Consider the following 26,801-nt stretch of genomic DNA (forward strand, 5'->3'; position numbering starts at 1 on the left):
ATTCGATCCTCGCAGTCCGCTCGGTTCTTTGTAGATATTTAACATAAGAGTCGGGCGAGCTGCGTAATTTATGAATAGTTTCCGCCGCAATGGGGTATTTTCTCGATGAACAGCCAAATTTGCCCGAAGGAGTGAGATCCATGAAAACGTTAAACGCAATCGCGCTCGCTTTGCTGATTATCGGAGGCATTAACTGGCTGCTGGTCGGTTTGTTCGAGTATGATCTGGTCGCCGATCTATTCGGCGGTCAAGATTCCGCCGGCGCCCGTGTCGTGTACACCATCGTCGGTATCTGCGCGCTGTACTCGATCCGTTTCTTTAACCACGTCAGCAACGATGATCGCGTTCGTTAACGCAACCATGCCGCTGCGCGAAGAGCCGGACGGCTGCCCTTAAGGGCGGCTATCCGGCTCTCGCCTTGTGCGGATGCGATTGTGCGATTGAAGGATTAATGGTTACGCGGGAGATGAGCGCGGCTGCCTGAACGATCAGGCTTCGGACTCGCTCGCCAACGCGTCTCCCAGCCTGTCCATGAGCACGTTCGTTCCATGCTCCCGCTGCTCCGCCGTATCGAGGCCGTCGAGGAAGACGCCTTGCTCGGTGAAAATCAACCTCGTGCCCTTTTCGACCGGATGCAGCTCGACGGTCGTCACGGAAGCCGAGATTCGCCGGCCGTCCAGGTCCATGACGTATGAATAGACGATCCGTTGATTCGGCACGATATCTTGATAGCATGCGTCGAAAGTGTAGACCGGGCCGCCCGGAGGCCCGCCTCTGTTGTACTCCCTGCCGCCCACGCGGAAATCGAAGGTCTCCGCCCCCGCGAACCAGCGCGCTTTGGCGTCGGCATCGGACCATGCGGCGTACACGCGTTCCGGCTTGGCCGGATACACTCTCTCCACCGTAAACGCCGCATGATGCACCGATCTTTCATCCATCTCATTCATCCTCCTTAAGGTAACGTGCGTGGTTTTCTCCGATCCGTTCTCTTCCGGTCATTTATCGTCAGGCGCTTCCGCCAGCCATTCGCCCAATCGGTCGAGCGATCGCTCCGCGTGCGTCCGGCGTTCCCAGAAGTACTTCTCGTGGCTCTGCTTCATCATGCCGAGCAGCTTGGCCAGATCGTCCACCGTCAGCTTTTCCCGCTGTCGCATGAGATCCGCCGCCTGCTCCAGCTCCGACAGCAGCTGTTGTTGGATCCGGATCTTGCCCTTGAGGCGGTCGATCTGCGCGCCGACGATCTCCTGTAGGTCGGGCCCATCCCGTCCGAGCACGGACTGAATCTCCTCGAGCGGCAGACCCAGCTCCTTGAGCGCCAGGATGCGATGCAAGCGGGAGAGGTCGGCTTCGTCGTACAGCCTGTGCCCGGACTCGGTCTGGCCCGACGGCGGGAACAGCCCGATCTGATCGTAATACCGCAGCGTGCGGATCGTCAGCCCCGTCAGCTTGGCGATCTCTCCGACTTTCCAATACCGCTCCATGCGCCAGCCCTCCTCCGTCGCCGCTAACCTCATTCGCGTCCTTGTCCGCCGGCAACTTCACTATAAGACCTTACGTTGCGTCAGGTTCAAGCCTATATTTGATTTTTCGGGAAAATATTTTTCGTTCTATCCCATTCGGCTTGGGGATGCGGATTCCCTGCTTGGCGCGCGCTAACTGGCAGTGTACGGGGCCCTGCGGCCGAGCGATCGAGCCGGCGGGATAGTGACCGAATGTGCCTATCTCGCGCTGCCGACCACCGTATGCCGCCGCGTTAGTGTCCAAATGCGCCTATCTCGCGCTGCCGACCACTTCCTGCTACCGTGATTGCCCTGAGAATCAAAGAGAACCGGAGCAATCTGCTCCGGTCCCCTCCAACAATTCCGTTTAATGCGCATATTGGTCGATGATGCCTTGGAGAATGCCCGCCACGTGCGCCGCGCCGCCGTCCAGGTCACGCTGCGTGAGCGTCAGGCGCACGAAGCTCTCGTCGGTATCCATCGCTTCGGCGAAAAAGCCGGATAGTCCCGACGCGCGACGGTCGATCTGCAGCAGCAGACGAAGCCCGTCGGACGCCGGTCCGACGAAGGTCAGCTCCAGCTCGTCGAGACGCCCGCGGTATCTCCCGCCCGACGGAATCCACTCGAGCTCCTGCACATACGGGACCGAGCCGCCCAGACGCGGCGCGTAGACGGTCTCCGAGTGGCGCAGGCGAAACCCCATCTGCTCGACCGCCTCGAGTACCACGCGCTGGCCCGCTCCCGGCACGACGTGGATGGCATCCTCGTCGGTCGGATCGACCGCGGATTGAATATCCGCGACAGTCTTGATCCACGCCTGGCCGCCGCCGATCGAGATGGGCACGCTCGCCGGGAGGACGAAGGAGAACGGAATCTCCCTCTGCTCCTGCGGCTGTACCGTCAGGGGACCGGCCACCCGATATTGCGCGATAACCGCATGCTGGCGGATCTTATTGTCATTGATTTCTCGCAAATACGTCGTCATGACCGACAGCCCGATGCCGTCGATTCGCTGCTCCAGGCTCCCGCCCTGCACGCGGACGACGCCGCGGATCTCCTCGCCTTGCGCGTAAGAGGACTTTTCCAACACCGTATCCAGCTTCGCCGCTCCGATACCCACGCTTGCCAATACCCGTCCGAAAAAAGACATCTTCCGCATCCCATCCCTTTATAAAAGATATGGCTGCACGCCAAAGGATAATACGGAAGTCATCCCTTTCCGATTCAAAATATTGGAAAGGTTGGCCGCCGCTTCATTCCACTCGCTCCAGCGCAGCGGCGAAGCCTTCGCGCCAATCCGCGTAGCGGGGGCGCCAGCCAAGCCCCTTGGCCTTGGCATTGTCCGCGCCGCGTTCGCCGCGGGCGGCGCCAGGCTGCCGCTCAGGCTCCGGCGCGCCCAGCAGCGCCGCGTAATGCGGCAGCCACTCGCCGCCGGGCGCCGGGCGGTCGTCCGCGACGTTCACGGCGCCCGGCGGCCAAGCTAGCGCGAGCAGCGCCGCGGCGGCTGCGTCGTCGACGTGCACGAACGACGACACGCCGTCCGTCGCGGGCAGCGCGCCGCGCCGGACCTGCTCGGCCATGTAGCCGTCGGCGGCGTACCACGTGCCCGGGCCGTAGAACAGCCCATAGCGGAGGATGACCGCCTCGGGCATATCCTGCGCGGCCGTCTCCAGGGCGTGCACGCCTTGGATCGTGCCGCTGCGCGGCGCGGGCGCATCCAGGTCGAGCGGCTCGTCTTCGCGTGCGGGTCCTTCGCCTGGCGCATACGCCCAGGAGATGCTCTGGGCGATCATGCGGCGCGCGCCCGCGGCCAGCGCGGCGTCGACCAGGTTGCGCGTGCCGAGCGTCCGGATGCGCGCATTGTCCGCAAAGTCGCGTTCGCCAAGCGCGGTCAACTGGTGGATGACCGTCTCGGGCTCCGCCTCGCGAAGCGCGGCGAAGACGGCCTCGCGGTCGAAGACGTCGAGGACGACGGCCTTCGCGCCCTGCGCCGCAAGCCGCGCCGCGGTCAAGGGGTGCCGCGTGAAGCCCGTCACCTCATGGCCGGCTTCGACGAGCAGCGGAATAAGCGATCTGCCGATGGCGCCCGTGGCGCCGGCTACTGCAATTTTCATAAGTGAGACCTCCTCGTTGGTTGGTGCGGTGACTTGACGCTCTTTAGGGTCTACGAGGACCCGAGCGCGAGAAAGCGAACGGATTGCCAGACGAGAATGTCCCGCTTGAACCGACGGCCAATGAGGATTCCGGACCCGCATATTCGCCTTTTCCATCCATCCGAGGCCGCTTGCCCCGGTAGTTCGCGCCGATCACCCCCGCCAGCATGCAGGCCGAGCCGATCGTCTGCGCGCCGCTCCAGGGATCGCCCATCAGCAGCACGCCCGAGGCGATCGACACGAGGTTGCCCAAGTTCACGAACAGGCTGACCTTGAACGCCTCGAGGCGGGCGAGCGCGAAGTTGGACAGCCAAGAGGAGACGACCGAGGACAGGAACGCGATATAGAGGAGCGGCAGCCAGAAGCCCGGCTCGGCGAGCGGCGCGAGCAGCGCCGGCATCGTCCCTTGGACGAGATGGCGCACGAGGGCCAGCGCGACGAAGAACAAGCATGCGGTCCGCATCATCGCGTAGCTGAGCTGCGCGGCAGTGTAGGAGGTCCTCAGGCTTCGCGCCAACACGCCATACAGCGCTAGAGAGGCGGCCGACGTCAAGATCATGGCGCCTCCGAAGACGCCGGTCCCCCGCAGCGCGTCCGCCGAGACGCCGGTCATGAACGCGAGGCCGCCGACCGAGACGAGGACCGACAGCAGCTGCAGCAGGTTCGCACGCTCCTTAAGCAACAGCGCGCCCAGCAGCAGCGCGAAGATGGGCGCGGTCGCCGAGAAGATGCCGGCGCCCGACGTCGTCGAGGCGTCGAGCCCGACGGACTGGAAGGCGAAGAAGGCCGTCGGATAGACGAGACTAACGAGCAGCAGCGCCCAGCGCCTGCCGCCGGGCGGCGCTTTCGGAACCCGGATCCAGCCCGCCCGTACGAGGAGCGCGAGCACGGCGAACGATAGGGCGAAGCGGTACGCGAGCATGTCGAACGGATCCGCGTAACGCAGCGCCAGCTTGGTGAACATAAAGGAAAATCCGATCACCATCGCGTATAATAGAGCCAGCATATAGATGGCGGCGTTGCCTCTGACGGGCGCGCCTGATAGATTCATTGCCTCTTCCTCCCGATGGCGAGTGCGAGCCGGCCGGCTTCATGCTCTCAGCATAAGGGATGGGACGCAAGCCTGCCATCGCTACATCTCCGAACTGTACCGGTACAGTTTGCCCGCGGGAGTCGATTCGGTCATGACGAGATACGAAGCGCTGGTGCGCGACATCGAACAAAAAATAGACGACGGCCGCATCCGCGGCGGACAGCGTCTGCCGTCCGTCCGGGAAGCGTCCGCCGCCTATGCATGCAGCAAGAGCACGGTCCTCCGCGCATACGCCGAGCTCGAAAAACGGCATCGGCTGTATACGGTGCCGCAAAGCGGCTATTACGCCGTGCCGCAGCGGCAAGAGGCGCCCCCTGCCTCCGCTTCCTTGAATTTCTCATCGGTCGCGCCGGATCCCGATGTATTCCCCTACCTGGACTTCCAGCATTGCATCAACAAGGCGATCGACCGCTACCGCAGCCACCTGTTCACCTACGGCACGCCTCAGGGACTCCCTTCCCTGCTGCAGGTAATGAGCCGGCACCTCGCAGGTTATCAGGTATTCGCGCCCGCGGAGCGTATCACGGTCGCCTCTGGCGTGCAGCAGGCGCTGTCCATCCTGACGACCATGCCGTTCCCCTCCGGTAAGCGCGCCGTGCTGGTCGAGCAGCCTACCTATACGATTTTTCTCGAAATGTTGGCGATGCACGGCGTTCCGGTCCGGGGTATCGCGCGAACGGAGCGGGGGATCGACCTGGACGAGCTGGAACGTTTGTTCAAGACGGGCGACATCAAGTTTTTCTACACGGTCCCGCGATTCCAAAATCCGCTCGGCGCCTCTTACGACAACCGGACTAAAAAAGCGATCGCGGAGCTCGCGATGCGCCATGACGTCATCGTGGTGGAAGACGACTTTCTCGCGGACCTGGAGACCGACCCCAAGTCCGATCCGATCCACGCCTTCGGGCCTTCGCATGTCGTCTATCTGAAGAGCTACTCTAAAATTCTGTTCCCCGGTCTCCGGGTCGGCGTCGCCGTGCTGCCGCCGGAGCTGCAGGCCGTATTCAGCCGGCACAAGCGGCTCTCCGACATCGACAGCTCCATGCTCTCGCAGGCTGCGCTCGAGATCTACATCCAGAGCGGCATGTTCGAGCGGCGCAAGCAGCGGATCTCGGATACTTACCGCACCCGCATGCAGCGGCTGGGAAGGGCGCTCGACGCCTGCAACGATACGCCGGACGTTCGGCATCTGCGCCTCGAGGCCGGCATGCATACGCACCTGGAGCTGCCGCCCTCGCTGCGCCTCGCGACGCTGATCGGCCGTCTCACCAAGCGGGGCTTGGAAACAAGAGGCGCCGACGCGTGTTTCCTGCCCGCGTTTCCCAAGCGCTCCCTGCTCCAGCTCAGCATCTCGCAGATCCCGGAGGATCGCATCGACGAAGGCGTGGCCGTCATCTTCGCGGAGATCGGCCGGATGCGGCGGGGCTAGAGGAAGACCGATGCGGACGGCTGCCATGCGCGTCAGCCCTTCACTTCGCGTCGCCTGACCGTATCTTCCATTCGTGTACGTTGATGAACATGCCCAGGTCCTTCGGCGTCGCGCCGACGACGCGCCCGTTAACTGCGCCGAGCGCCTTGACCGAGTAGACGGCGGGCATCGGCACGTCCTCGGCCAGGATGACCTGGAGCCGGTCGTACAGCGCCCGGATCTTCGCCTCGTCGACCTCGGACCCGAGCTGCGCGAGGATGTGTTCCACTTCGTCGTTCTTGTAGCCGTTGGGGTTGCCGGCGCCCAGGAAGTAAGCCAGATCCGGCAGCGGATGGACCGGCGTCAGCGTCGCGGGCATGAGACACAGATCGAAGTCCTGCTTCACCAGCTTGCCGTTCACCGCCGCCGGATCATACGTCCGCACGATGACCCTCATCCCGACGACCGTCAGATCGTCGGCGACGCTGTCCGCCGCCCGCGCGAGCGTGTCGTCGCCCGACGGGACGGACAGCGTCAGCGTCTTCGCGACGTCCCAATCCGTCGCCTTCAGCAGGGACCTCGCCTGGCGCGGGTCGTAGGCGGCCGGCTGCACGCTCCCGTTCCGGTAGGGGCTGATGCCGTTGAAGTAACCGTCCGCCGGATCGCCCGCGCCGCGAAGCAGCTTGTCGACGATGCGTCTCCGGTCGATCGCATGCGAGATCGCCTGGCGCTGCAGCGCGTCCGGCACGGCCTTCTCGTTGATGTATAAGTAGGACGCCGACAGCGGCTGGCCGCCTACGGTCGTGACGCCGGGGAGGTTCTCCACGCGCGCATAGTCGGCGACGGGAATGACGCCCGCGGACGGGATATTCATGTCGATCTCGCCGCTCGCGAGCCGGTCCGCGAGGTCCGTCCCGCGCATCACCCGGAAGCTCAGCCGGTCCAGCGCGGGCCTGCCCTTGAAGTAATCCCCGTTGGCGGTCAACTCGACCGACCGCTCCGGGTCGTAGCGATCAAGCTTGAACGGTCCGGACGTCACGCGGGGCATCCGCATGAAGGCGTCGCGGTTCACGTCCTTCGGCGCGACATCCTTCAGCGCGGACCGGGGGAGCGTACGCAGATTGCGGCCGATCGTATCCTCGAAGACCGTCAGCGTCGTCGGCACCTTGGTCACCATCTCGATCGTCCGTTCGTCGATCTTGCGCACGCCGGAGATGTCGGTCTCGCCGTCAGGCAGGAAGCCCGAGGGGCCAAGCCCCTCGAGTATCGCGAACATATAAGCAAAGTTGGATGCGACTGCGGCATCCGCCATCAGCTTCAACGTGAAAATGACGTCGTCCGCCGTTACGGGCGCGCCGTCGGTCCACCTGGCCTGCTGGTTCAGCTTGATCGTGAACGAGCGGTTGTCCGTCGTCTCGATGGAGTCGGCGAGCATCGGCTTGTACCGCAGATCGGCGTCGATCTCTACGAGAGGCGGGAACAGCAGTCCCGCGATATAAGCGGATACGCGCCCGACCGGCGAGAGCGGATTGATATCGGCGGGCGCATCGGTGACGCCGATATTCACGGTTTTCTCGCCATCTGCGGCTAGCGGGCCGCCCCCCGGCGCCGAGACCGCGAGCAAGGGGGCGGCCGGTGTCGGGGCCGGCCCTCCAGTCTGCTCCCGATGGCCGGCGCAAACAGTCAGCAGGGCCGGAACGGCCAGCAGCAGGAGCCCGACGAGGAGGGTCGGGAAGAGCTTGAACTTCATGGCTGCGCAGCTCCTTATCGCCGTTGCGTAATGCTTCATTCGTTTTATATCCGGTATATATCAGATTTTATCGGTTTGTGTCGAAAATACAACAGATGAGATAGGATTTATTTCCTAAAAAAATCACTTAGGGACTTGATGACACGCATTGTAAACCGAGCGTGCGATCCCGCCGATGCTTCGGGCACCGCGATCCCGTTTAAATGTAAGTAGATAGAGACGCGGATTGAAGCGAGGAGGATGCCATATGGATATCCGAAAAAAAGCCGAAGAAATCGTATCCCGAGTCAAAAACGACAAGGACTTCTCTGATAAGTTCCGGCGGGATCCCGCCGCGGCGATCGAGACGGTCATTGGCGTCAATCTGCCGAACGACCGGCTGAACGCGCTGATCGCGGGCGTCAAGGCGAAGCTGGCCACGGATAAGGCGGGCGACCTGCTGGGCTCGTTCAAAAAGCTGTTTTAAACGCAGGCCTCTCCCGAGACATGGATGAAGCGGGCAGTTGATGCGCTGCCCGGAGCATGGACCGGAGCTCGTCCCGCGACAGCGGCGAGCCTTCCGGTCCTATTTGTGCTTGCGGCGCGCGAATAGGTCGCGCGGCTCGTCGCTTCGGCACGCGCGATCCGATATAATAAGAAGAAAGCGAAAATAGACGAATTTTGTCGGAGCATAAGCTCGTCTAGGAGGGAGGAACGCGAATGACGAACGACATCGTGGCGCGCAACAACGTGAACGTGCTCGGCCGCGGCGAACAGCCGATCGTGTTCGCGCACGGCTTTGGCTGCGATCAGGATATGTGGCGTTATATCGTCCCCGGCTTCGAGGCGGATCACCGCGTCGTCCTGTTCGACCATGTCGGATCGGGCCGTTCCCGGCTTCAATCCTACGACACGCGCAAATACGGCGATCTTCAAGGCTATGCCGAAGACGTCAATGAGATTATGGAGGCGCTGGACCTGCGGGACGCGATCTTCGTGGGACACTCCGTCAGCAGCATGATCGGCCTGCTCGCATCGGTTCGCGAAGGCTCCCGGTTCAAGCAAATCGTGATGATCGGCGCCTCGCCCCGATACGTGAACGACCCGCCCGGCTACTATGGGGGATTCGACGCGAGCGAGATTCAGGATCTGCTCCGCATGATGGAGATGAACTTCGTCGGCTGGGCCAGCTACCTGGCGCCGATCGCCATGCAGAACCCGGACCGCGAGGAGCTGACCGAAGAACTGGAGCGCAGCTTCTGCTCCAAGGATCCGCATATCGCCCGTCAATTCGCGGAGGTCACCTTCCTGTCGGACTGCCGCGCAGCGCTTGCCCGCATGCCCGTGCCGTCGTTGATCCTGCAATGCGCGGAGGATAGCATCGCGCCGATCGAGGTCGGCAACTACCTGCACGACCATCTCAAGGACAGCACGCTTCGGTTAATGCAGGCCAAGGGACACTACCCCCATCTGAGCCATCCCGAAGAGACGACGACGCTGATTCGACAATACATAGGCGGCCTTTAAGGGCTCCCGGGGAAAGGCAGTCAATGCACTTGGACGAGCAGCTTAATCATGCGCCATGCGGATACTTCTCGTTATCCGGCGAAGGGCATCTTCATTCGGTCAATCTGACCTTGCTGGACATGCTCGGTTACGGAGGTTCGGAGTTGACGGACCGTCATATCGAAGCGATCCTGTCCGTGACCAACAAGCTTTTTTTCCATACCTACTTCTATCCATACATAAGGCTGTACGGCCACGTTAAGGAAATGTATCTGTCCTTGCGGACGAAGGACGGCCGGGAACTCCCGGTGCTGATGAACGGCGTCAGGCAGGAACGCGGAGGCGAGGTCTTCATCGACTGCGTCGTACTGGAGATGAACAAGCGCATCGAGCACGAGAAGGACATCCTGCGGACGAAAACGCAGCTCGAGGCGTTGTACCAGGCCACGCATGAAGCGAATCTGCGGCTCGAGCAGCTGCATGCGGAATACGAGGAGAAGCAGCAGGAGCTTCTGCGGCTCAACGAGCGGCTGGAGACGCTCGCCTCCACGGATCCGCTCACCGGTCTGCGCAACCGCCGCTTCTTCCAGGAACGCTTGCTGTTCGAGACCGAGCAGTACGGGCGGACGCAACGGCCTTTTTCCCTGCTGATCCTGGATATCGATCACTTCAAGTCGATTAACGATACTTACGGGCACCCGGTAGGCGATCTCGTGCTCGCGAGCCTCGCCGACCTGCTCCGTTCGAATTCCGGCCCGGACGACGTCGCGGCCCGGTACGGCGGCGAGGAGTTTGTCCTGATCCTGCCGGGGGCGGGCCGCGACGATGCGATGTGCGCTGCCGAGCGATACCGCTCGGGCGTAGAGGCCGCTGCCTGGGAGGGACTCCGCATCACGATCAGCATCGGCGTCTCGACGATCTCCCCGGGCGATACGGACGCGGCCCTGGTGAACAAGGCGGACCACGCGCTGTACGCCTCCAAGAGCGGCGGGCGCAATCGGGTCACGCACGCAGACGGGACGTGAGGTCGGGAGGAGCGTACCCGGCGGCATCTAGTCGACCGGGTCTTTCTCCGCTCTGCGCTTTACCGCCTTCGATAACTGTCCACGCTCTTATATCCCGCCAGCAGGATCGCCTTCATCTCCTCCCGGCGCTTGGACCGGGTATCCTCCTGGACGGCGCTGTAGACATACCTGGCCCAGTCTTTGCGGTACCCCGGCGTGAGCGACCGATAGAACGCGTGCGCGTCCGGGCTGTCCTGCAGATCCCGCTCGATCTCCGCGATCAGGGAGACGTAGTCGTCCACGCGCTGGCTCGGCTTGCTCGCGGCCGCGGTCTTCCTCGCCTCTTCCTTGAAGCCTACCACGGTGAACACCTCGTTCAACCCGACCATGCGCGCGAACCTGAGTTCGCTCTTCCCGATGTAGCCGTCTTCGCCGGCCCCGAGTCCCGCGAACAGATCGTCGCGGTGAATATAGGTCGGATAAGCCTTGTTCCCCTTCTTGGGATACGCCGCATACAGATAGCCGCCGCGACGCAGGCTGCCTTGCTCGGCGACCAGCTTGACGAGCGCCTGCAGCGATGCCATATCGAGGACGAACGCGAAGATCAGATCGTAGCCGCCTTCGTCGGTTAGATTCGTATCATACGTTCCGAGTCCCGCCAGCAGCCCCTCTTCCTCCGGCTCGTTCAGGACTGCGGCTTTTTCGTATTTTCGCAAATTCAGCTTTTCTACGATCGTTTTCGACATGCGGGCGGGCCTCCTGGTGAAAAAATTAACTTTAGGATCCCATTCCCCGGGGGAGAACGCAAGCCCTGCCTGGAGCCCGGTTACTAGTTGAAGGAGATCAGCACATTTGGGCGCTAATTCGGGTACATGGGCGGGCGGCGGCGGGAGATAGTTACATTTGGGCATTAACGCGACCGCACGAGACGGGCGGCGGCGGGAGATAGTTACATTTGGGCACTAACGCGGCCACACGAGACGGTCGGCGGCGGGTGATAGTTACATTTGGGCACTATATCGGCCACACGAGACGCGGCAGTGGTGATAGGCACATTTGGGCCACTATCGCGAGTACCTGCGCGGCTAACGCACGAAAAAACGCCGCCAGCGTATCTGACGGCGCCACACCCTTATCTTAAGCTTGCTGCAGCCATTGCTTGAGATCTTCCGTCGTGCGCAGGATGTCCTGCCGCTGCTCTTCGCCGCTAATCTCGCGCTCGATGATATACTCGCCCGCGTAGCCGATCTCCTTGAGCTTGCGGACGAACGCGGGGAAGTCTACCTTGCCGGTGCCCGCGCGGACTTCCTCGCCGAGGCTGTCGCCGTCGGTCGGGTACAGCCCGTCCTTTACGTGAACGTTGCGCACGTAGGCGCCGATCGTGTCCAGCGCGTCGATCGGGTTGCCCTTGCCGTACAGGATCAGGTTGGCCGGGTCAAGGTTGATGCCGAGGTTGGACGTACCGACCCGCTGAATCGTGCGCAGCAGGACGACCGGCGTCTCCTGCCCGGTCTCGAACCAGAAGCCGATGCCCTTGCTCTCGCAGTATGCGGCGACCTCGCGGATCGCGTCTACGACCGGCGGATACGCAGGATCCGTCAGATTCTCCGGGATGAAGCCGACGTGGGTGATGATCGCCGGCGCGCCGATCCACGACGCGAAGTCCGCCCAGTTCTTAAGCGCCTGGATCCGCTCCGCGCGATAAACCTCAGGCACGAGCCCCAGCGTCAGCGGCCCCTGCGTGAAGTTCCACTCCGCCGGTCCCGGTACGCCCGCCCACACCGCGCAGATGCGCACGTTCGCCTCGCGCGCTTCCCGGACGACGCGCTCGGCGACCTCCGGTTTGCAATCCTCCATGTTCCACGAACTGAGCTGGCACACGCCGAACCCGTAGTCGCTCACCGTCTGGAACATATTGCCCTGAGCGCCTCTATTGATCGAATGAATAACCCCGATTTCCATGACAAAAAAGCCTCCTCGTCTCTTCCTCGCGCAGACGATGCCGCGCCGCTCGATGCCAGCCTGCCGGCTAGCCCCATCATAGCCCCTTTGTCCGCGGCTTGATTTAGAAAATTTGTCGGTAAATTTGCACTTCATTTTGCATAATCGGACGGAAAGTTTATACTTTAATTCGGAGGGGACGAACGGATGGACTTTATCAAGCATCGGCTGCGCGAGGCGCTCGTCGTGAACGACATCTATACCTGCTACTACTTCGAGCAGTCCAATCGCGAGCAGTACGTGGCGGAGAGCCATGATTTCTGGGAGATCGTATACGTGGACAAGGGCGAGGTCAACGCCAATACGGGGTCCGGCTACTACCGGCTGAACCAGGGCAACATTCTCGTGCACAGCCCGAACGAGTTCCACCAGTTGGAGAGCACCGGCAGCAAGGCGCCCAACCTGTTTATCGTAACCTTCCGCTGCGACGACGAGGCGATGGCTTTTTTCGACGAAAATAAACTGTTCCGCATCGGACAGACCGAGCATGCCGTGCTGGCGCGACTGATGAAGGAGGGACTGGACAGCTTCGGCCTGAACCAGTATCCGATCGTCCCCAGGCCCGGCGCCGCGTTCGCAGCGGAGCAGCTCTTCAAGCTCTATCTGGAGCAGCTGCTCATCCTCATCATCCGTCATTCGCGGCCTACCAGGCAGCAGGCCGAGCAGCTCATGTCGACCACCGCGGAAAACCAGAGCGCGCACATGGGCAAGCGCATCATCGCGTACCTCGAACAGAACCTGTCCCGCAAGATCACGCTGGACGGCTTGTCCGCGCAGTTCAACATGAGCCGTACGCAGCTGAACATCCTGTTCAAGCGGACCGTTGGCTCGGGCATCATCGCGTACCTCAACCGCCTCAAGATCGAGCGCGCCAAGACCTATATCCGCGAGGAAATCTACAATCTGACCGAGATCTCGAACCTGCTCGGCTACAGCAGCGTCCATTACTTCTCGCGGCACTTCAAGCAATCCGTCGGCATGACGCCGTCCGAATACGCCAAGACGATCAAGGCGAGGAACGAGCTGTGAGCGGCGCGAGCCGCCTTAGAGCTTGAACTTGGCGACCGCGTCCTCCAGCACCGCGCCCCTCTTCTTGAGATGCGCCGTCGTGTCCGCGATCCTGCGGGCCGCCTCGAGCTGGTCGGCCGACATTCGCCGGATCGCCGCCGCGCCGTCCGCGCTCGCCGCCGAGATCTGGGACATCTGCTCGGCGGACGCCGCGACCTCCTCGGAGCCCGCCAGCACCTCCTCGGCTGCCGCCGAGATCTCCTGGATGTGGCCGTTCACGAAGACGAACCGGTCCACCGTAGCTTCGAACAGCGACTCCACCTCGCCGGAGAGCGCCGTGCCTCTCGCCATCTCCTGCACTTCGCCGGCCATGCGCTCGCCGATCTGCGCGGACTCGCGCCGAATCTGCGCCAGCAGCGAGGTGACCTGCGTGGCGGACACGGCTGCCGCCTCCGCGAGCTTGCGAACCTCGCCGGCCACGACGCCGAACCCCGCTCCGTGTTCTCCCGCGCGCACCGCCTCGATGGACGCGTTCAGCGCGAGAATCTTGGTCTGGTCGGCGTTGCTCGCGATCGACTGAAGGACCGGCTCGATCTCCTGCATGTAGGCGTTCAGCAGCTGAACCGCTTGCGTCGTCTGCTCGGCGACACCGGACATCGATCCGACCTGCTCCCTGAGCCAGCGGATGGAGCTCCGCCCTCGCTCCGCCGTCTCCAGCGCCTCCGCGGATGCCGTGGAGACGCTCGACGACGCTTCGGCGACCCGCTGGATGGCCAGCGTGATCTCCTCCATCGACTTCGCGCTCTCCTCCGCCCCCGTGCGCTGATGCGCCGCACCGTCCGCGAGCTGCGCGATCGAGTGCTCGAGCTGCACGTTCAGCGTCACCATCCGGTCCGCCTCCGAGCCGAACTGATCGGTCGACCGCACGAGCTCCTCGGTCGTGGCGGACACGTCGCGCACCACGCCGCCGAGCGTGACGCCCAGCCGCTCCGTCATCCGAGTCATGGCGGCGTACGCTTGCCCGATCTCGTCCTTGGACTGGATGCGCCGTGCGCCCAGATGCCGCTGCGCCTCCGCGAGATCTCCGCCGGCCATGGCCTCCGCCCCGCGGACGATCGTGCGAAGCGGCCGCAGCGCGCGGGATATGAACCACGCGATCAGCAGAAAGACGAGCAATGTCAGCGCTCCCATCAACACGAAGACCGGCACGCTCTTCTCTATGACTTCCCGGTATATCCGATTCGACACGGAGACGTCCGTATCGATGCCGATCGCTCCGATCACCTGGCCGGCCGAGTCGCGCAGCGGCGCGTACGCGGAGATATAATCGCCGTATTCCGGGTTGTGAATAATGCCGGTCTTGGCCGCGCGGCCATCCAACACCTCGGCGATCGCTTCCCGCGGCATGTCGGTGACCTCGCCGATCGGAGACGCCGTCTCCTCGTCCTTGGGCTGGCCGTCGATCAGAATGATGGGCTGGCCGTCGTCGTCGATCTTGACCGTGTACACGTACAGCGCTCCGATCTCCATCCGATAACGGTCCATTTGCCCGCGCAGACGCCAGTAGAGATCGTTCTCTTGCGCATCCTGGATATAAGTCTCGTAAGCGGCCGTATCGAATTGCCCGGAATAGGCCTCTGCGACATGCATGCCGAAGCGGCCGATCGCTTCCTCGCTAGCCTGCTTGGTGTTGCGGATCTGCAAATAAATCAATGCGGAAGATAAAATCGCGAGAATCGTCAATATCATGATCGACAGCTTAAAAACGAGACGGCTCCTGAATCTAAACATGCGGGTCCATGCTCCCTTAATAGGTATGGTTTATATTAGATGAAGGCATCCGCGGCCAAATAGAGGCTCAGCGCGGCGAGCGCGAGGAAGATCAGCGATAACCGCCGGTTGCCTCGCAGTTGGATGGCCCATAGGCCAAAGAAAACCGCCGCTGCCAGCTTGGCTCCGCCGTCGTAGCCGGCGTCCTCTCCGAACCGCGAGCCGCTTAAAACGATCGATGCGAGCAAAGCGGCGGGCGCCAATATTTTAAACCAGAGCGGTTGTCTTAGAAAAAGCCTGAACATAAACTTCAGTCGCTGCATATTCGACGTCGGCTCCTTTCTCAAAAAAACCTACTAATAGCATATCGGCTCCTTGCCGCTACTACTTTATCGGTTTCTGAGAGGGATAAAGCGAGGGGTAAAAAAAATGGGCTGCCCCGGGTCTCAGTCGGCCCTTGAACAACCCAATATATATGTTGCGGGTGCGGCGCTCCGGTATGCCGAGGAGCACCGCCTGGGGTCTCGGATCACCCGGGCAGCAGCCCGAGCAGCATGCCGCATGCTGCGCCTGCCAGGACAACCGCAACGGGCGGCAGCTTCCAGAAGAACAGCAGCAGGAACAAAAGGAAGGCCGCTGCCGCATCCGCGGGTCTCGCGACGGCCGTCGTCCACAACGGATCGTATAGCGCGGCCAGTAGGATGCCGACCACCGCCGCGTTGATACCGGTGAGCGCCCCCCGGACTCTCGGACTGCCACGCAGCGCGTTCCAGAACGGCAGCGCGCCGACGACGAGCAAGAAGGCGGGCAGAAAGATCCCGGCTACCGCGATCGCCGCGCCTCCGAGACCTCCTGCCATCGTGCCCAGATAGGCCGCAAAAGTGAACAGCGGCCCCGGCACCGCCTGCGCCGCGCCATAGCCCGCCGAGAAGTCCGCTTGGCTCACCCAACCCGCAGGCACGACTACGCGCTCCAGCAGCGGAAGCACCACGTGCCCGCCGCCGAACACCAGCGCGCCGGAACGGTAGAAGCCGTCGAGCATCGCGAGCCATCGCGCGTCGCTCAATCCCCGGAGCAGCGGCAGCCCCGCCAGCAGAACGAAAAATAAAACCAGGCAGACGACCGCGAAGGGTCGGCCGATCGGAATACGCAGGTCCGTCGCGCCCTCGGACGGCGCCTCCAGGCGGTAGAGCCGCCACCCCGCGAAGCCCGCCGCGACGATGATCATCGCTTGGGTGTAGGCCGTCGGCCAGACCAAAGTGACGGCGGCCGCCAGGACCGCCAGCGTCGCCCTGCTCCGGTCGGGCGCGAGCTGCCGCCCCATGCCCAATACGGCGTGCGCCACGATCGCGACCGCGACGAGCTGAAGACCGTGAATCCATCCCGAATTGCCGATATCGTACCCTTGAACACAATAGGCAAACGCGACGAGTGCCAGAACGGAAGGCAGCGTAAAACCGAGCCATGCCGCGATGCCCCCGAGCCATCCCGCCCGCGCGACGCCGATGCCGATGCCCACCTGGCTGCTCGCGGGACCGGGGAGCAGCTGACAGAGGGCGACGAGGTCGGCATAGCTGCGTTCGTCCATCCATTTCCGGCGGCGCACGTATTCCTCGTGGAAATAGCCCAAATGGGCGATCGGCCCTCCGAAGGAGGTCAAGCCCAGCTTCGTCGATACGGCCAGCACCGCGAGCGACGCGGCGAGCGTCCCCCTCCGCGCCGATGGTGTTACCTCTTGCAGATTAGACCCCATTGTCTCTATTCGCTCCTTGGCCAACCGATGATAGATCCTTTATATCACGCGAATGTTGTCGCAGTGTTGTCCGTCATTCATGATGAAGCATAGATTCTCGAAGCGGTCCATAAAGTCTAATCAGGCTGCCAATGTACGGATGATTAGGAGGAATCGCAGTGTATCTGAGCAAAAAGGCCATTCTCGTCGCGGCAAGTATCCTTATTCTACTTCTCTCCGGCGCAAGCGTATATGCGGCCGCGGCCGCGAGCAAACAAACGAGCACGATCTACGCCTGCGCCAAAAGCGACGGACAGCTGCGCGTCGTCAGCAAGTCCTCGTTATGCAAAAAGAACGAGAAACAGCTCTCATGGAACGTTGTCGGCCCCAAAGGGGATAAAGGCGACCGCGGGGTTGCGGGTCCGGCCGGTCCGAAGGGGACGAACGGCAAAGACGGCTTGGCCGGACCGCAAGGTCCGCAGGGCGCGAAGGGCGATACGGGCACGACCGGCGCGACGGGAGCGGCTGGTTCGACCGGCGCGACCGGACCTCAAGGGCCTCAAGGACCTCAGGGCCTGAAGGGCGATGCGGGACCCGCCGGCCCCGCCGGTCCAACCGGGGCGACTGGCCCGACTGGAGCGGCTGGACCCACAGGCGCGACCGGACCTCAGGGTCCGCAGGGGGAGAAAGGCGAAACGGGGCCCGCCGGCGCCTCAGGCGCAGCTGGCCCGACCGGCGCGACCGGGCCTCAAGGGCCTCAAGGACCTCAGGGCCTGAAGGGCGATACGGGACCCGCTGGCCCCGCCGGTCCAACCGGGGCGACTGGCCCTACTGGAGCGGCTGGACCCACAGGCGCAACCGGACCTCAGGGTCCGCAGGGGGAGAAAGGCGATACCGGGCCTGCCGGTCCTCCGGGGCCGCCCGGCGTCCCCGGAGTGTCAGGCCCGGCCTTCGGCAGCCCGAACATTGCCGACGGATCGGCAAGCGCCGGAACCTCTCTCGGCTACATGGGCGAAGTATGGCTGTTCGCAGGAAACTTCGCGCCGATCGGCACCCATGTATGCGACGGCACGCTCCTCTCGATCGCACAGAACACCGCGCTGTTCTCGTTGCTCGGTACCCAGTACGGCGGAGACGGCAAAACAACCTTTGCCTTGCCCGATCTAAGGGATTATGCGCCGGCAGGCGTTAGTTATGTTATTAACATGTCGGGTATTTTCCCGCCGCGTTCCGTGTAGTATTTTTTCGGCCTGCGATCTCCGGCATGAAAACGGCACCCTCGCGGGTGCCTTCTTTCTTTCATTCCTTCAGATATACAGATTTTCAGATATTCATTCACGCAGGTCTGGACCGGCCCTGCTAGACCTTGTCCAGCGCGAGCCGGAACGCCATTACCGTGATGCCGTCATCCGCGGGCTGAAAATCGTACTGCGGCAAGCGCTCGAAGCCGAGCTTCCCGTACAACTGACGCGCATCCTTCATGAATTCGCCGGTATGCAGGCCGATCGCCCGGTGGCCGGACGCCTTGGCACGCCGGACGCACTCGTCGATCAACGCCGAGGCCACGCCCCGGCCCCGATAGTCGGAGGACACCGCCAGCATGCGAATCTCCGGATAGTCCTGCCGATCGGCCTGACCGCCGTAGGCATCCGTGTCGGCGGGAAACAAAACCACGCTGCCCGCGATGGCCCCGTCGATCTCGGCGACGATGAGGTCCACGCCCGGCTGCGCGTCCGCCCCCGAGGAGATGGCACGCTCCAGCGCCTGCCAGTGCGCCTCCGGTATCGATCGCGCATGCTCCCGGTAAGCCTCGATCCGCTGCTCCCGAATATACGCGAGCTCCTCCGCCGCGGCGTCGCGTAGGATCATCTTCTTTCCGCCTCCTCTATTCATTGTCCGGACGAACGAAGCAGGAACTTCTCTTCCCGGCCGCTCAACTTGTGCCGTTCATGCGGGGCATCCCACGCGGACAGGTCGGGCCCGTTCGGCAGGATGTTCACTTCCTGCTTGTCCGTCGCGATGGTGATCGACAGATGGTAGTGCCGCTTGATCGCGTCGAAGTCCGTCGTGTCGCCGAAGCCCGGCGTCTGATACAGGTCGCGCGCGTAGCCCCACAGGTGCTCGAACTCGCGGATCAGGTTGCGGTTGGTCCGGAAGGCTGTATAATAAGCGGCGTCAAATCGCGCCAGCGTCGTATACAGACGGACATCCGAGTCCGTAATATAATCCCCGTGCAAAAAGCGCTGCCCCGATAAGCGCCGCTCCAGCTCGTCCAAACGCGCGAACAACGTCTCGTAAGCCGCGTCGTACGCCTCCTGGGAGCGGGCAAAGCCGCATTTATACACGCCGTTGTTGATCTCGTGGAAAATAACCTCGTTCAGCGCATCGATCTCTTCGCGCAGCGGCCCGGGATACAGATCCGGCGCATTCGGCTTGTGAAAGGGAGCCCAGACGGTCTCGAAGTAGTTGGTCAACTTGAAATAGTCGTTGTTCGCGACCTTCCGCTCCTTCACGTCCACGACGACGGGTACCGTCGGCCTGCCCTCGTACCCCGGCTCCGTTTCCAAGTAAATCTCGCTGATATACCGGATGCCGAGCACCGGATCGACGCCCTCCGCGTCCAGGGAGAACTCCCAGTCGACGCGCGGCAGCCTCGGCCGCATCGGGCTGACGGTCCCCAGACTGATCGCATCCTCGAGCCCGAGCACGCGCCGGACGATCACGGAGCGATGCGCCCACGGGCATGCCGCGGACCACAACAGACGATATCTTCCCGGTTCTACCGGCAGCTCGCCCGGCCGATCCCCGAACGGGGTCGTAAATCGATTGACTTGGCGCTTGAATGAACCGTCGTTCGTAATCTCGGCGGGCTTTTTGCCCGGTTGTTCGTGATCGGTCACGGTCCTCATCCTTTGTCCACGTATTATGGCTTTCATTTTATCCTATTCCGGGAGCGAACGCTAAACGCAGCAGAAAGCGCCGGCACGCATGCGTACCGGACTCACGCTTTGCAGACCGCCGCTTTACCCGCTCGCCTCGGCCTGATAGGACAGCAGCTTCCCGAACAAGCCGTCCCGCTCCTGGGAGAGCTGCGCGTATCCCCCTTGCTGAACGATCCTCCCGCCGTCCAGCACGATGACCTGGTCCGCGCCGCGGATCGTGGACAAGCGATGGGCGATGACGATCAGGGTCATCCTGCCCCGCAGCCGTTCCAGCGCTTCCTGAATGCCGGCCTCGCGCTCGCCGTCCAGCGCGCTCGTCGCTTCGTCCAGCACGAGAACGGACGGGTCGCGCAAGATCGCCCGCGCCAGCACGATCCGCTGCCGTTCGCCGCCGGAGAGGCGAACCCCCCGGTCGCCCAGCACCGTATCGAGACCCTGCGGCAGCCGCTCAACGAACGCATCCGCCGCGGCGAAGCGCAGCGCTTCCCACATTTGCTCCTCATCGGCATCCGGCGCGGCAATCGCCAGATTGTCCCGTACGCTCTCATGGAACAGAAAGGGGTCCTGCGAGACATAGCTGACGGACCGCCTTAATTCATGAGCTTCGCTGGCGCCGAGCGGATGGCCGTCCACGAGCACCTGCCCGCGCTCCGGCTGCACGAGGCCGATCAGCAGGTCAATCAGGGTGCTCTTCCCCGCGCCCGATCGGCCGACGACGGCCGTCATCCGATGCGCCGGAATGCGCAGGTTGACGCCTTGAAGGGCATAGGACCGCTGCTCACGGTCATAACGGTAGTAGACATCCCGGAGCTCGAAGCCCTGCGCCACGCGAATGGTTCCGCCTTCGGCAAGCCGGGACGGCTCGGGCTCCCGGGCGGCCTCGGACGCCTGCTGCAGCTCCCGCAAATGCCTGAAGGCGGGAACCGTCTGGCCGATCTGCTCCAGATTGGACTGCAGCGCGGAAAACTTGGGCCACAATCGCGAGAAAACGAGAACGATAAAAACGAGGGTTTCGGCTTGAACGCGCAGCACCGCGAATGCGATATAAACGAACGCCGCGATGAGGATGCTTGCGGCGGCTCTGTAATGGAACTGGGAGGCGGATTGCAATCTTGTAAATTGGACAAGATTGCTCTCCAACCGGTCGCACAGGGCGCGGAACCAGGACAGATGCTGCTGTTCCGTCCGATTGCCCTTAATGTCCTTGATGCCGTTAAAGTGGTCGGTCATGCCCCCCACGTAGCGCTGCATCAGCGCCGTCGTGTCCTTCCCAATCGCTCTCGACTTCCTAACCTGGGACCGGGAAAACGCGGCCAGCGCCAGCCCGCATAGCAAGACGGCCAGGGTGAGTGGCGCGGACAGCCACAAGGCGAAGCCGATCTGAATCAGCGTGAACAGCAGGGTCGTGACGAGCCGCAGACACATGAACACGCCGAAGCTCACCCGGGGCAGCTCGGTCGTGGCCGAATGGATGAAGTCCGACCTTCTCCTTTTCAGAAAAAACGCCCAGTTCGATTGCAGCAGGCCTTGATAGAGCTCAAGCCTCAAGTGCCGGATAAAGCCCTGCTCCAGCTCGACGCTCATATTGGCCAGCAGACGCTGCAGCAGGCCCTGACCGAGCAGCAGGATCAGGAAAACGGCGAGCACGGCGGGCAATCTCAGGTCGGCCGACAGGCGCTGAAGCGGCTCCGCCGCGGCGGAGAGCAGCGGAATGCCTCCCGAGGACGCATCCAGAAGCCCGATCAGCCCCAGCATCGGGGCCAGCAGGAAGATGCCGATGCCCTCCAGCATGCTGACGGCCACCGTCCCCGCGAGATTCATATACAGCTTGCGCCCGGCAAACGCGCGGAGCTTCTTGAGATAGAAGAGCACGGGAGCGACGTCCAGCTTTCCTTCGCCCTTCACCCCTGCAAGACCTTCTCTTCTTCAAGCACGGTACGAAGCACCGCGTCGGCCATCTCTTGCGCCGAAAATCCGCCGGCAGGCCTCTGCAAGCGATACACGTCGATCTTGCCCGCCATCCCGGTCACTGTCGAAAAATGCCATTGGTCCCCCGCCAGACGCGATATTAAAAAAGGCCGGTACGTATGTATACGAAGGAGCGCCAGCCGTTCGAGAACCTGACAGCGCGAGAGCGTCACCTCGTCCTCGTCCGTCCGCGACAGCTCGAACGCGCCGGCCAGCGGCACGGCATCGATTGAAAAGTCTGACGTAACGGGTATGGCATACTTGGACAGATACAGATGGCGATAACGGTCGGACTGCAAGCCCAGCCCTTCGATGCTTTCCTGCCATAGCTTCTGCTGCGGATAGGCGGGCATGACGACCGGCGTGCCGCCGTCCTCGCCGCCAGATGCGATCGCGATCACGTCGTCGGTGAGGAGCCGGTAGCCGCGGCTTCGGAAAGCAGCCGCGAGCGTTGACTTCCCCGCGCCGGACTCTCCGATAAAAGCATAAGCGCGCCCGTCGATGACGACGGCGCTGCCGTGAAGCGGAAGCGTGCGGCGCTGCATCAGGATCGCGCCCATGCATGTTCCGAGCAAATAGAGGCGGATGCGCTTGTCCTCCGCGCCGGCCAGGGGCGACACCATAATCTGCCTCCCGCCGCGAATGCCATAGATCGCTACCTCGGGCACGTAAAACAAAAACCGATCGTCCTCGAACGCGTAAAAATCGTCCTCGACTTGGGCCGCGCGCCAGTCTTCCGACAAATCCCCGAGCCTGATCTCGACGTCCGCCCCGCCGATCCGCGCGGTCGTCACGAGCTCCGGCAGGTTAATCTCGCTCGATATATGAAGGCCGAATGCCTGGTACATGGCCGGCTTGATTTTATGCGCCATAGAAAAATGCACCTACCTCTCCCTCTCGCATGCGTGAAACAAGGGCCCCATACATGCGGGATGTATGAGGGCCCTTGAACGTTTCCAATTGTTTAAGAAGCATCCGGGGCATGGGGATGCCCGTTGTTCGTGCCTTTGCCGTTGCGGTCCGGGTACAAGCCGTTCGGTCCGCCGAACGTTTGGTTGACATCCAGAACTTCCAGCGTCGGTTGGTTCCATTCTTTCTTCATCTGGTCTCACCTCCTTCCAAGCGGGAGCGTCAGGCGCATTGCCGGAGAAATCGATACACGATCAGGCTCTGCATCAGCAATCTCGCATGCCGGTCAAAGGCGCGGTCCGGACGAGGCGGGTCGCCCATCTCCGCAAGCGACAGGCGTACCTGCTCTACGTTCAGCAGCCGCGAGGCCAGCGGATCGTCGCACAGCCGGCGCAGCTCCTCCGACATCGCGTCCCACGAGGGGAGGACGCGATGGATCCAATCCGCCCCCTGTACGCCCCGCACACGCTGATTCAACCGGACGGAATCGGGCAGGTAACCGGCGGTCGCCCGCCGGACGAGCGCGCGGTCCATGCCCCCCTGCACGTACTGTTCAACCGGTACGGACAGGCAGAACCGGATGACCCGCGGGTCGCAGGTCGGATCCCTCTCCCGTACGGCGTATCGCAGCGACAGCTTGGTCGACGACGTCCCCTGATGGTTCAGGATCGACAGGTTGTCGAACTGATACGTCCGGGCCTCGAATTCGTTCATCCAGGCGTCCGTCAATCCGACGTCGTGGCCCTTCAGCCGGTCGAATACGCCGGTGCGTGCCGCGAGCTCCGGGTGGATCAGCATCGGGATATCCGCCAGCGGCTTCGGCGTCCGCTTCCCGAACGCCAATTTGCCGATGTAGGGAAGCAATCGCGACCGGCCGACGCGCACCAATCTGCCGTACTGCGCGAGCTCGCGGTACAGCCGCACCCAACGCAGCCGCCGCAGGAGTAGGGCATAATAGTCCATGGCCGGCCCCCACGAGATGGAGTAGTTGCCGTTGCCGCCATGCAGCAGGACGCCGATGTCCTGCTTGCTCGCTTGCGCGAGAATGCCCTTGAACCAGTAAGAATTTTCAAAAAATTTATATGGGGCTTCCATCAAATCGAGCAGATCGTCGATCTCTTCAAAAGAGTCCCGCTCCTCGAAGTCCATATAGCTGTGCGATAAATGGCCGACGTGGTCCACGATGTCCCGAATGTACGGCGTCTCGTCGGCCGCCATGCTCCGCGGGGTCCAGTCCTTGAAGTCCGGACGCGGGACATAGCTGTATGTATATAGCGTCTTGCCTTGCTCGCGCAGCGGGGCGGCCGCGAAGCTGACGACGGCCCCCGAGTCCAGCCCCCCGCTTAAGCTCGCGCCCACGTTCCTGCACGTCCGGAGCTTCGAGGCTACGGCTTCCCGGAACACCTCGCGGAAAGCTTCTTCGTAGTCGGCGCCCGACTTCAGCTTCAGCTGCGGCACTTCGACCGTCAACGATCCGTAGCGCCGGAACTTGAAGCTGCCCGCTTCGACCGTAAAAGCGTGAGCCGGCGGGATCTGGCCGATCTGGCGGTATGCCGTGGCGCGCACGTCGATCGTATCCAAAATGATCGGAATCGCGAGAAACTCGGCCAACCAGGCCTCGTCCAGCTCACGGCCGACGCCGGGCAGCGCGAGCAGCGGGTTCATCACCGTACAAAAAGCGAATTGCCCCGGCAGGTTGACGTAATATAGCGTGCGGCTCCCCGCCAGATCCCTGGCCCCGAACAAGCGGCGTCTCCGCTCGTCCCACAGGACGAAGGCGAAGTCGCCGATGAGATAGTTCGGCGCGTCCTCTCCCCACTTGAGATATGCCGCCATGATCAACTCGCTGTCCGTCATCCGCTGCCGGCGGTCCCGGTCGATCTGCAGCCGGCCGAAGAGCTCCTCCCGGTTGTCGAGGATCGCGTCCGCGGCGATGACGAGCGCTTGTCCTTCCTCGCGGCAGGGCTGCCGGTCATGCACCGACTCGGGCGTGAACCACTGCGCATGGCAGCCCAGGAATACATGCCGATCATGCCAGGTACGCACGTGATGGGCGGGATATTTCTCCAAAGCCTTCATCATCAGTTCCGCCGATTCGACGGCAACAGGCTCTTGTTCGTTATACAAACCGGCTATAGCGCTCATAGTTCTCCTATCTTGGACGTGATCGCGTTTTGCCTTGGGGCCTATTATATCAATTTCGACAAAAATTCAAATGGCGCGGGAGGAGTAGACGGGGATAGCAAAAAGGAGTACGGACAGGGAAAAAGGGCGGTGCGGGAACGATTCCCGCGCCGCCTTTTTCCAATAATGCCCATGGGTTCGAATATGTGCTGCTGCGATCGGATCAGACGCGAGCCGGGGGGATGCTCTGCGGATTGTTGAACACGTTCTCGGGGTCGTACTTCGCCTTGACTCGCCGCAGTCTCGGGTAATTCGCGCCGTAGTACACCGGTCCGGAATGCTTGATCCCCTGGTCCGGTACGTTGATATAGGAGCCTACGATATAAGGCTGCAGCTTCCGGCGCGTCTCCCGGACGACGGCGATGTTCTTGGCGGCCTCGGACTTCTTGGACCAGTTGCTGTTCCACTCGACGTAGAACTTCGGATCGCGCCAGTAGAAGGCCGTGTCCCGCGGCGCAATGCGGGCTATGGCTCCGCCCCAGTTGAGGAAGAAGAAGCCGGCGTCTTTTCCTTCGACCTTTTCCAGGAACTCGCGTATCGACTTGTAGGCCCGATCGGGGAACGGACGCCGGCCGAAGCCGCTGGAGAACTGGTTGCTGAACCGCTGCGTGAGGATCGGATCGGGCGCCAGCATGAAGTCTACGACTTCCGGGTACGGCAGCAGCTTGATCGTTTGCTGGGTAGGGGTGCCGACGCTCGTGATCGGCTTCAGCAGGCGGACGGCCTCCGTCTTGGAGCCGAGGAACATCCCCAGCATCGAGACGTTGCCGCCCTTCTTCGGGCCGATCGTCAGCTCGCTGCCCAGCCGGGTATCGACCGACGGCGCCCACACCTGCCACTTTTTCAATACCTTCTCGAACTGGTTCCACGGCCAGACGATGCTGAATACCGTCGCCTTGGCCGGCGCGCGGACCGTCTTGAGCTTGTATTTGGTATAGACGCCGAAGTTGCCGCCCCCGCCCCCGCGGGAGGCCCAGAAGAGGTCCGGATTGCACTTTTTGTTGGCGCGCATCACCCTGCCCTTCGCGTCGACCATCTCGACCTCGAGCAGATTGTCGCTGATGAGGCCGATGGTCCGCTGGAGCGGTCCGATGCCGCCGCCGAGCGTGATGCCGCCGATGCCGACGGTCGGGCTGTCGCCGAAGGGGGCGATGAACCCTTGCTTCGCGAGCGTTTTGGCGATCCGGCCCACTTGATTGCCGGTCTCGACGACCACGGTGCCGGCCTTCTTGTTCAGCCGGATCTTCTTCATCTCGCTGACGTCGATGACGATCCCGCCGTTAACTTGCGAGAGATTCACTTCGAGCGCATGCCTCCCGCTTCGCGGACGGATGGGGACCTTGTTCTCTCGGGCCCACTTGATGGCGTTCGATACGTCTTGCGTCTTTTGGGCAAACACGAATACCTTGGGGAACCTGTCCGTGTGCGGATCCCAATTCTTGCGCGCGGCATCGTACCCCGGATCGCCTCTAAAGACTACCCGCCCGGTCAGCTTCGTTTTCGACGGCAATCGTCCCAGCTCCCTCTGTGCGAATGACTACTCCCAGAACATCGTATGATGGACACTTGTCTAGGGCGTGGGCTAAGGATCGATAACCTTGATCGCTCCATCGAGTGTGGTGGATAACGGGCTAGGGGGGGAGCGATACGCGTGTGCCGAGCGAGGGCCGGGGCGGCCGATAAGCGCATTCGGGCATTATCGCGCGCGCTGAGTGCGGGCCGGGGCGGCCGATAAGCGCATTTGGGCACTATCGCGCGTGCTGAGCGCGGGCTGGGGCGGCCGATAAGCGCATTTGCTATTTAGCCCCCTAATCCCTTTGGACACTTTCTCCGACTCGAATTAAACTATAAAGAGCGGAGGAAATGTCGGTGAAAAGACGTTTTTACGGAACGGA

The 26,801-nt window shown here is 62.5% G+C and carries 25 protein-coding genes; 7 read left to right on the forward strand and 18 right to left on the reverse strand.

The genetic code is table 11. The features are described 5' to 3' along the window. The first annotated feature begins 140 nt into the window (after positions 1–140). On the forward strand, positions 141–353 hold the full coding sequence (locus PQG80_RS25200) for a DUF378 domain-containing protein (RefSeq protein WP_271754442.1): 213 nt from the start codon (positions 141–143) through the stop codon (positions 351–353). Positions 354–488: 135 nt separating this feature from the next. On the opposite strand, the gene PQG80_RS25205 is transcribed toward PQG80_RS25200, so the two are convergent. From PQG80_RS25205 to PQG80_RS25225, 5 genes are all read right to left on the reverse strand, one after another. Next, positions 489–938 (reverse strand): SRPBCC family protein, encoded by a 450-nt coding sequence (locus PQG80_RS25205; RefSeq protein WP_271754443.1) that lies wholly within the window; start codon positions 936–938, stop codon positions 489–491. A 57-nt stretch (positions 939–995) separates the two neighbouring features. Then, complete coding sequence (locus PQG80_RS25210; protein WP_271754444.1) at positions 996–1,481, reverse strand: MerR family transcriptional regulator; 486 nt, start codon at positions 1,479–1,481, stop codon at positions 996–998. A gap of 385 nt (positions 1,482–1,866) precedes the next feature. Continuing rightward, positions 1,867–2,649 (reverse strand): sporulation protein, encoded by a 783-nt coding sequence (locus PQG80_RS25215; protein WP_271754446.1) that lies wholly within the window; start codon positions 2,647–2,649, stop codon positions 1,867–1,869. A 103-nt stretch (positions 2,650–2,752) separates the two neighbouring features. Further along, complete coding sequence (locus PQG80_RS25220; protein ID WP_271754448.1) at positions 2,753–3,613, reverse strand: NAD-dependent epimerase/dehydratase family protein; 861 nt, start codon at positions 3,611–3,613, stop codon at positions 2,753–2,755. Positions 3,614–3,656: 43 nt separating this feature from the next. Further along, positions 3,657–4,703 carry a DMT family transporter gene (locus tag PQG80_RS25225; RefSeq protein WP_271754449.1) on the reverse strand — a complete coding sequence of 349 codons (1,047 nt, stop codon included), beginning with the start codon at positions 4,701–4,703 and terminating at the stop codon, positions 3,657–3,659. Positions 4,704–4,836: 133 nt separating this feature from the next. Between PQG80_RS25225 and PQG80_RS25230 the strand changes: the two genes are divergently transcribed. Further along, positions 4,837–6,174 carry an aminotransferase-like domain-containing protein gene (locus tag PQG80_RS25230; RefSeq protein WP_271754450.1) on the forward strand — a complete coding sequence of 446 codons (1,338 nt, stop codon included), beginning with the start codon at positions 4,837–4,839 and terminating at the stop codon, positions 6,172–6,174. Between the two features lie 40 nt (positions 6,175–6,214). Here PQG80_RS25230 and PQG80_RS25235 read toward each other — a convergent pair whose 3' ends face one another. After that, positions 6,215–7,903 (reverse strand): ABC transporter substrate-binding protein, encoded by a 1,689-nt coding sequence (locus PQG80_RS25235; RefSeq protein ID WP_271754451.1) that lies wholly within the window; start codon positions 7,901–7,903, stop codon positions 6,215–6,217. Between the two features lie 247 nt (positions 7,904–8,150). Here PQG80_RS25235 and PQG80_RS25240 point away from each other — a divergent pair, with 247 nt between their 5' ends. The 3 genes from PQG80_RS25240 to PQG80_RS25250 all read left to right on the forward strand — a co-directional run bounded on the left by PQG80_RS25240 (position 8,151) and on the right by PQG80_RS25250 (position 10,413). Then, positions 8,151–8,369: a hypothetical protein gene (locus PQG80_RS25240; RefSeq protein ID WP_271754452.1), complete on the forward strand. Its 219-nt coding sequence runs from the start codon at positions 8,151–8,153 to the stop codon at positions 8,367–8,369. Between the two features lie 233 nt (positions 8,370–8,602). Further along, the gene (locus PQG80_RS25245) at positions 8,603–9,409 is read left to right on the forward strand and encodes an alpha/beta fold hydrolase (protein ID WP_271754453.1); all 807 of its coding nucleotides are present in this window, start codon (positions 8,603–8,605) and stop codon (positions 9,407–9,409) included. A 29-nt stretch (positions 9,410–9,438) separates the two neighbouring features. Continuing rightward, positions 9,439–10,413, forward strand: coding sequence for a sensor domain-containing diguanylate cyclase (locus tag PQG80_RS25250; RefSeq protein WP_271754476.1), 975 nt, complete (start codon positions 9,439–9,441; stop codon positions 10,411–10,413). 59 nt (positions 10,414–10,472) lie between these two features. Here PQG80_RS25250 and PQG80_RS25255 read toward each other — a convergent pair whose 3' ends face one another. Then, positions 10,473–11,138, reverse strand: coding sequence for a YdeI/OmpD-associated family protein (locus PQG80_RS25255; protein WP_271754454.1), 666 nt, complete (start codon positions 11,136–11,138; stop codon positions 10,473–10,475). Between the two features lie 391 nt (positions 11,139–11,529). Continuing rightward, entirely contained in the window at positions 11,530–12,354 is an 825-nt protein-coding gene (locus PQG80_RS25260; protein WP_271754455.1) for a sugar phosphate isomerase/epimerase family protein, read from the reverse strand. A gap of 186 nt (positions 12,355–12,540) precedes the next feature. Between PQG80_RS25260 and PQG80_RS25265 the strand changes: the two genes are divergently transcribed. Further along, on the forward strand, positions 12,541–13,422 hold the full coding sequence (locus PQG80_RS25265) for a helix-turn-helix domain-containing protein (protein WP_271754456.1): 882 nt from the start codon (positions 12,541–12,543) through the stop codon (positions 13,420–13,422). Positions 13,423–13,437: 15 nt separating this feature from the next. Here the strand turns inward: PQG80_RS25265 and PQG80_RS25270 are convergent, their stop codons facing one another. The 3 genes from PQG80_RS25270 to chrA form a co-directional block, all read right to left on the reverse strand. Next, complete coding sequence (locus PQG80_RS25270) at positions 13,438–15,192, reverse strand: methyl-accepting chemotaxis protein (protein WP_271754458.1); 1,755 nt, start codon at positions 15,190–15,192, stop codon at positions 13,438–13,440. A 35-nt stretch (positions 15,193–15,227) separates the two neighbouring features. After that, entirely contained in the window at positions 15,228–15,494 is a 267-nt protein-coding gene (locus tag PQG80_RS25275) for a hypothetical protein (RefSeq protein ID WP_271754459.1), read from the reverse strand. Between the two features lie 206 nt (positions 15,495–15,700). Then, on the reverse strand, positions 15,701–16,924 hold the full coding sequence (gene chrA / locus PQG80_RS25280) for a chromate efflux transporter (protein ID WP_271754460.1): 1,224 nt from the start codon (positions 16,922–16,924) through the stop codon (positions 15,701–15,703). A gap of 158 nt (positions 16,925–17,082) precedes the next feature. On the opposite strand from chrA, the gene PQG80_RS25285 reads away from it, so the two are divergent. Next, positions 17,083–18,141: a tail fiber protein gene (locus PQG80_RS25285; protein ID WP_271754461.1), complete on the forward strand. Its 1,059-nt coding sequence runs from the start codon at positions 17,083–17,085 to the stop codon at positions 18,139–18,141. A 121-nt stretch (positions 18,142–18,262) separates the two neighbouring features. Here PQG80_RS25285 and PQG80_RS25290 read toward each other — a convergent pair whose 3' ends face one another. From PQG80_RS25290 to PQG80_RS25320, 7 genes are all read right to left on the reverse strand, one after another. Further along, positions 18,263–18,772, reverse strand: coding sequence for a GNAT family N-acetyltransferase (locus tag PQG80_RS25290; protein ID WP_271754462.1), 510 nt, complete (start codon positions 18,770–18,772; stop codon positions 18,263–18,265). Between the two features lie 20 nt (positions 18,773–18,792). Next, positions 18,793–19,803, reverse strand: coding sequence for a glutathione S-transferase family protein (locus tag PQG80_RS25295; protein ID WP_271754463.1), 1,011 nt, complete (start codon positions 19,801–19,803; stop codon positions 18,793–18,795). A 123-nt stretch (positions 19,804–19,926) separates the two neighbouring features. Continuing rightward, complete coding sequence (locus PQG80_RS25300; RefSeq protein WP_271754477.1) at positions 19,927–21,666, reverse strand: ABC transporter ATP-binding protein; 1,740 nt, start codon at positions 21,664–21,666, stop codon at positions 19,927–19,929. 80 nt (positions 21,667–21,746) lie between these two features. Continuing rightward, the gene (locus PQG80_RS25305) at positions 21,747–22,685 is read right to left on the reverse strand and encodes a phosphoenolpyruvate carboxykinase (ATP) (protein ID WP_271754464.1); all 939 of its coding nucleotides are present in this window, start codon (positions 22,683–22,685) and stop codon (positions 21,747–21,749) included. A 92-nt stretch (positions 22,686–22,777) separates the two neighbouring features. Then, a complete protein-coding gene (locus PQG80_RS25310; RefSeq protein ID WP_271754466.1) occupies positions 22,778–22,915 on the reverse strand; it encodes a paeninodin family lasso peptide in 138 nt (45 codons plus the stop codon). Positions 22,916–22,944: 29 nt separating this feature from the next. Beyond that, positions 22,945–24,867 carry an asparagine synthase-related protein gene (locus PQG80_RS25315; protein WP_271754467.1) on the reverse strand — a complete coding sequence of 641 codons (1,923 nt, stop codon included), beginning with the start codon at positions 24,865–24,867 and terminating at the stop codon, positions 22,945–22,947. Between the two features lie 202 nt (positions 24,868–25,069). Continuing rightward, complete coding sequence (locus PQG80_RS25320) at positions 25,070–26,416, reverse strand: FAD-binding oxidoreductase (RefSeq protein ID WP_271754469.1); 1,347 nt, start codon at positions 26,414–26,416, stop codon at positions 25,070–25,072. Between the last annotated feature and the right edge of the window lie 385 nt (positions 26,417–26,801).

It is taken from the genome of Cohnella rhizoplanae (assembly GCF_948329515.1).
GTDB lineage: Bacteria > Bacillota > Bacilli > Paenibacillales > Paenibacillaceae > Cohnella > Cohnella rhizoplanae.

Excerpts from the sequence above, each read along its gene's own strand:
- PQG80_RS25220 (WP_271754448.1), bottom strand. The coding sequence starts at position 3,613 with ATGAAAATTGCAGTAGCCGGCGCCACGGGCGCCATCGGCAGATCGCTT.
- PQG80_RS25315 (WP_271754467.1), bottom strand. The coding sequence starts at position 24,867 with ATGAGCGCTATAGCCGGTTTGTATAACGAACAAGAGCCTGTTGCCGTC.
- PQG80_RS25255 (WP_271754454.1), bottom strand. The coding sequence starts at position 11,138 with ATGTCGAAAACGATCGTAGAAAAGCTGAATTTGCGAAAATACGAAAAA.
- PQG80_RS25270 (WP_271754458.1), bottom strand. The coding sequence starts at position 15,192 with ATGTTTAGATTCAGGAGCCGTCTCGTTTTTAAGCTGTCGATCATGATA.
- PQG80_RS25200 (WP_271754442.1), top strand. The coding sequence starts at position 141 with ATGAAAACGTTAAACGCAATCGCGCTCGCTTTGCTGATTATCGGAGGC.
- PQG80_RS25225 (WP_271754449.1), bottom strand. The coding sequence starts at position 4,703 with ATGAATCTATCAGGCGCGCCCGTCAGAGGCAACGCCGCCATCTATATG.
- chrA (WP_271754460.1), bottom strand. The coding sequence starts at position 16,924 with ATGGGGTCTAATCTGCAAGAGGTAACACCATCGGCGCGGAGGGGGACG.
- PQG80_RS25290 (WP_271754462.1), bottom strand. The coding sequence starts at position 18,772 with ATGATCCTACGCGACGCCGCGGCGGAGGAGCTCGCGTATATTCGGGAG.
- PQG80_RS25210 (WP_271754444.1), bottom strand. The coding sequence starts at position 1,481 with ATGGAGCGGTATTGGAAAGTCGGAGAGATCGCCAAGCTGACGGGGCTG.
- PQG80_RS25310 (WP_271754466.1), bottom strand. The coding sequence starts at position 22,915 with ATGAAGAAAGAATGGAACCAACCGACGCTGGAAGTTCTGGATGTCAAC.
- PQG80_RS25245 (WP_271754453.1), top strand. The coding sequence starts at position 8,603 with ATGACGAACGACATCGTGGCGCGCAACAACGTGAACGTGCTCGGCCGC.
- PQG80_RS25300 (WP_271754477.1), bottom strand. The coding sequence starts at position 21,666 with ATGAATCTCGCGGGGACGGTGGCCGTCAGCATGCTGGAGGGCATCGGC.
- PQG80_RS25215 (WP_271754446.1), bottom strand. The coding sequence starts at position 2,649 with ATGTCTTTTTTCGGACGGGTATTGGCAAGCGTGGGTATCGGAGCGGCG.
- PQG80_RS25230 (WP_271754450.1), top strand. The coding sequence starts at position 4,837 with ATGACGAGATACGAAGCGCTGGTGCGCGACATCGAACAAAAAATAGAC.
- PQG80_RS25205 (WP_271754443.1), bottom strand. The coding sequence starts at position 938 with ATGGATGAAAGATCGGTGCATCATGCGGCGTTTACGGTGGAGAGAGTG.
- PQG80_RS25240 (WP_271754452.1), top strand. The coding sequence starts at position 8,151 with ATGGATATCCGAAAAAAAGCCGAAGAAATCGTATCCCGAGTCAAAAAC.
- PQG80_RS25265 (WP_271754456.1), top strand. The coding sequence starts at position 12,541 with ATGGACTTTATCAAGCATCGGCTGCGCGAGGCGCTCGTCGTGAACGAC.
- PQG80_RS25275 (WP_271754459.1), bottom strand. The coding sequence starts at position 15,494 with ATGCAGCGACTGAAGTTTATGTTCAGGCTTTTTCTAAGACAACCGCTC.
- PQG80_RS25305 (WP_271754464.1), bottom strand. The coding sequence starts at position 22,685 with ATGGCGCATAAAATCAAGCCGGCCATGTACCAGGCATTCGGCCTTCAT.
- PQG80_RS25235 (WP_271754451.1), bottom strand. The coding sequence starts at position 7,903 with ATGAAGTTCAAGCTCTTCCCGACCCTCCTCGTCGGGCTCCTGCTGCTG.
- PQG80_RS25260 (WP_271754455.1), bottom strand. The coding sequence starts at position 12,354 with ATGGAAATCGGGGTTATTCATTCGATCAATAGAGGCGCTCAGGGCAAT.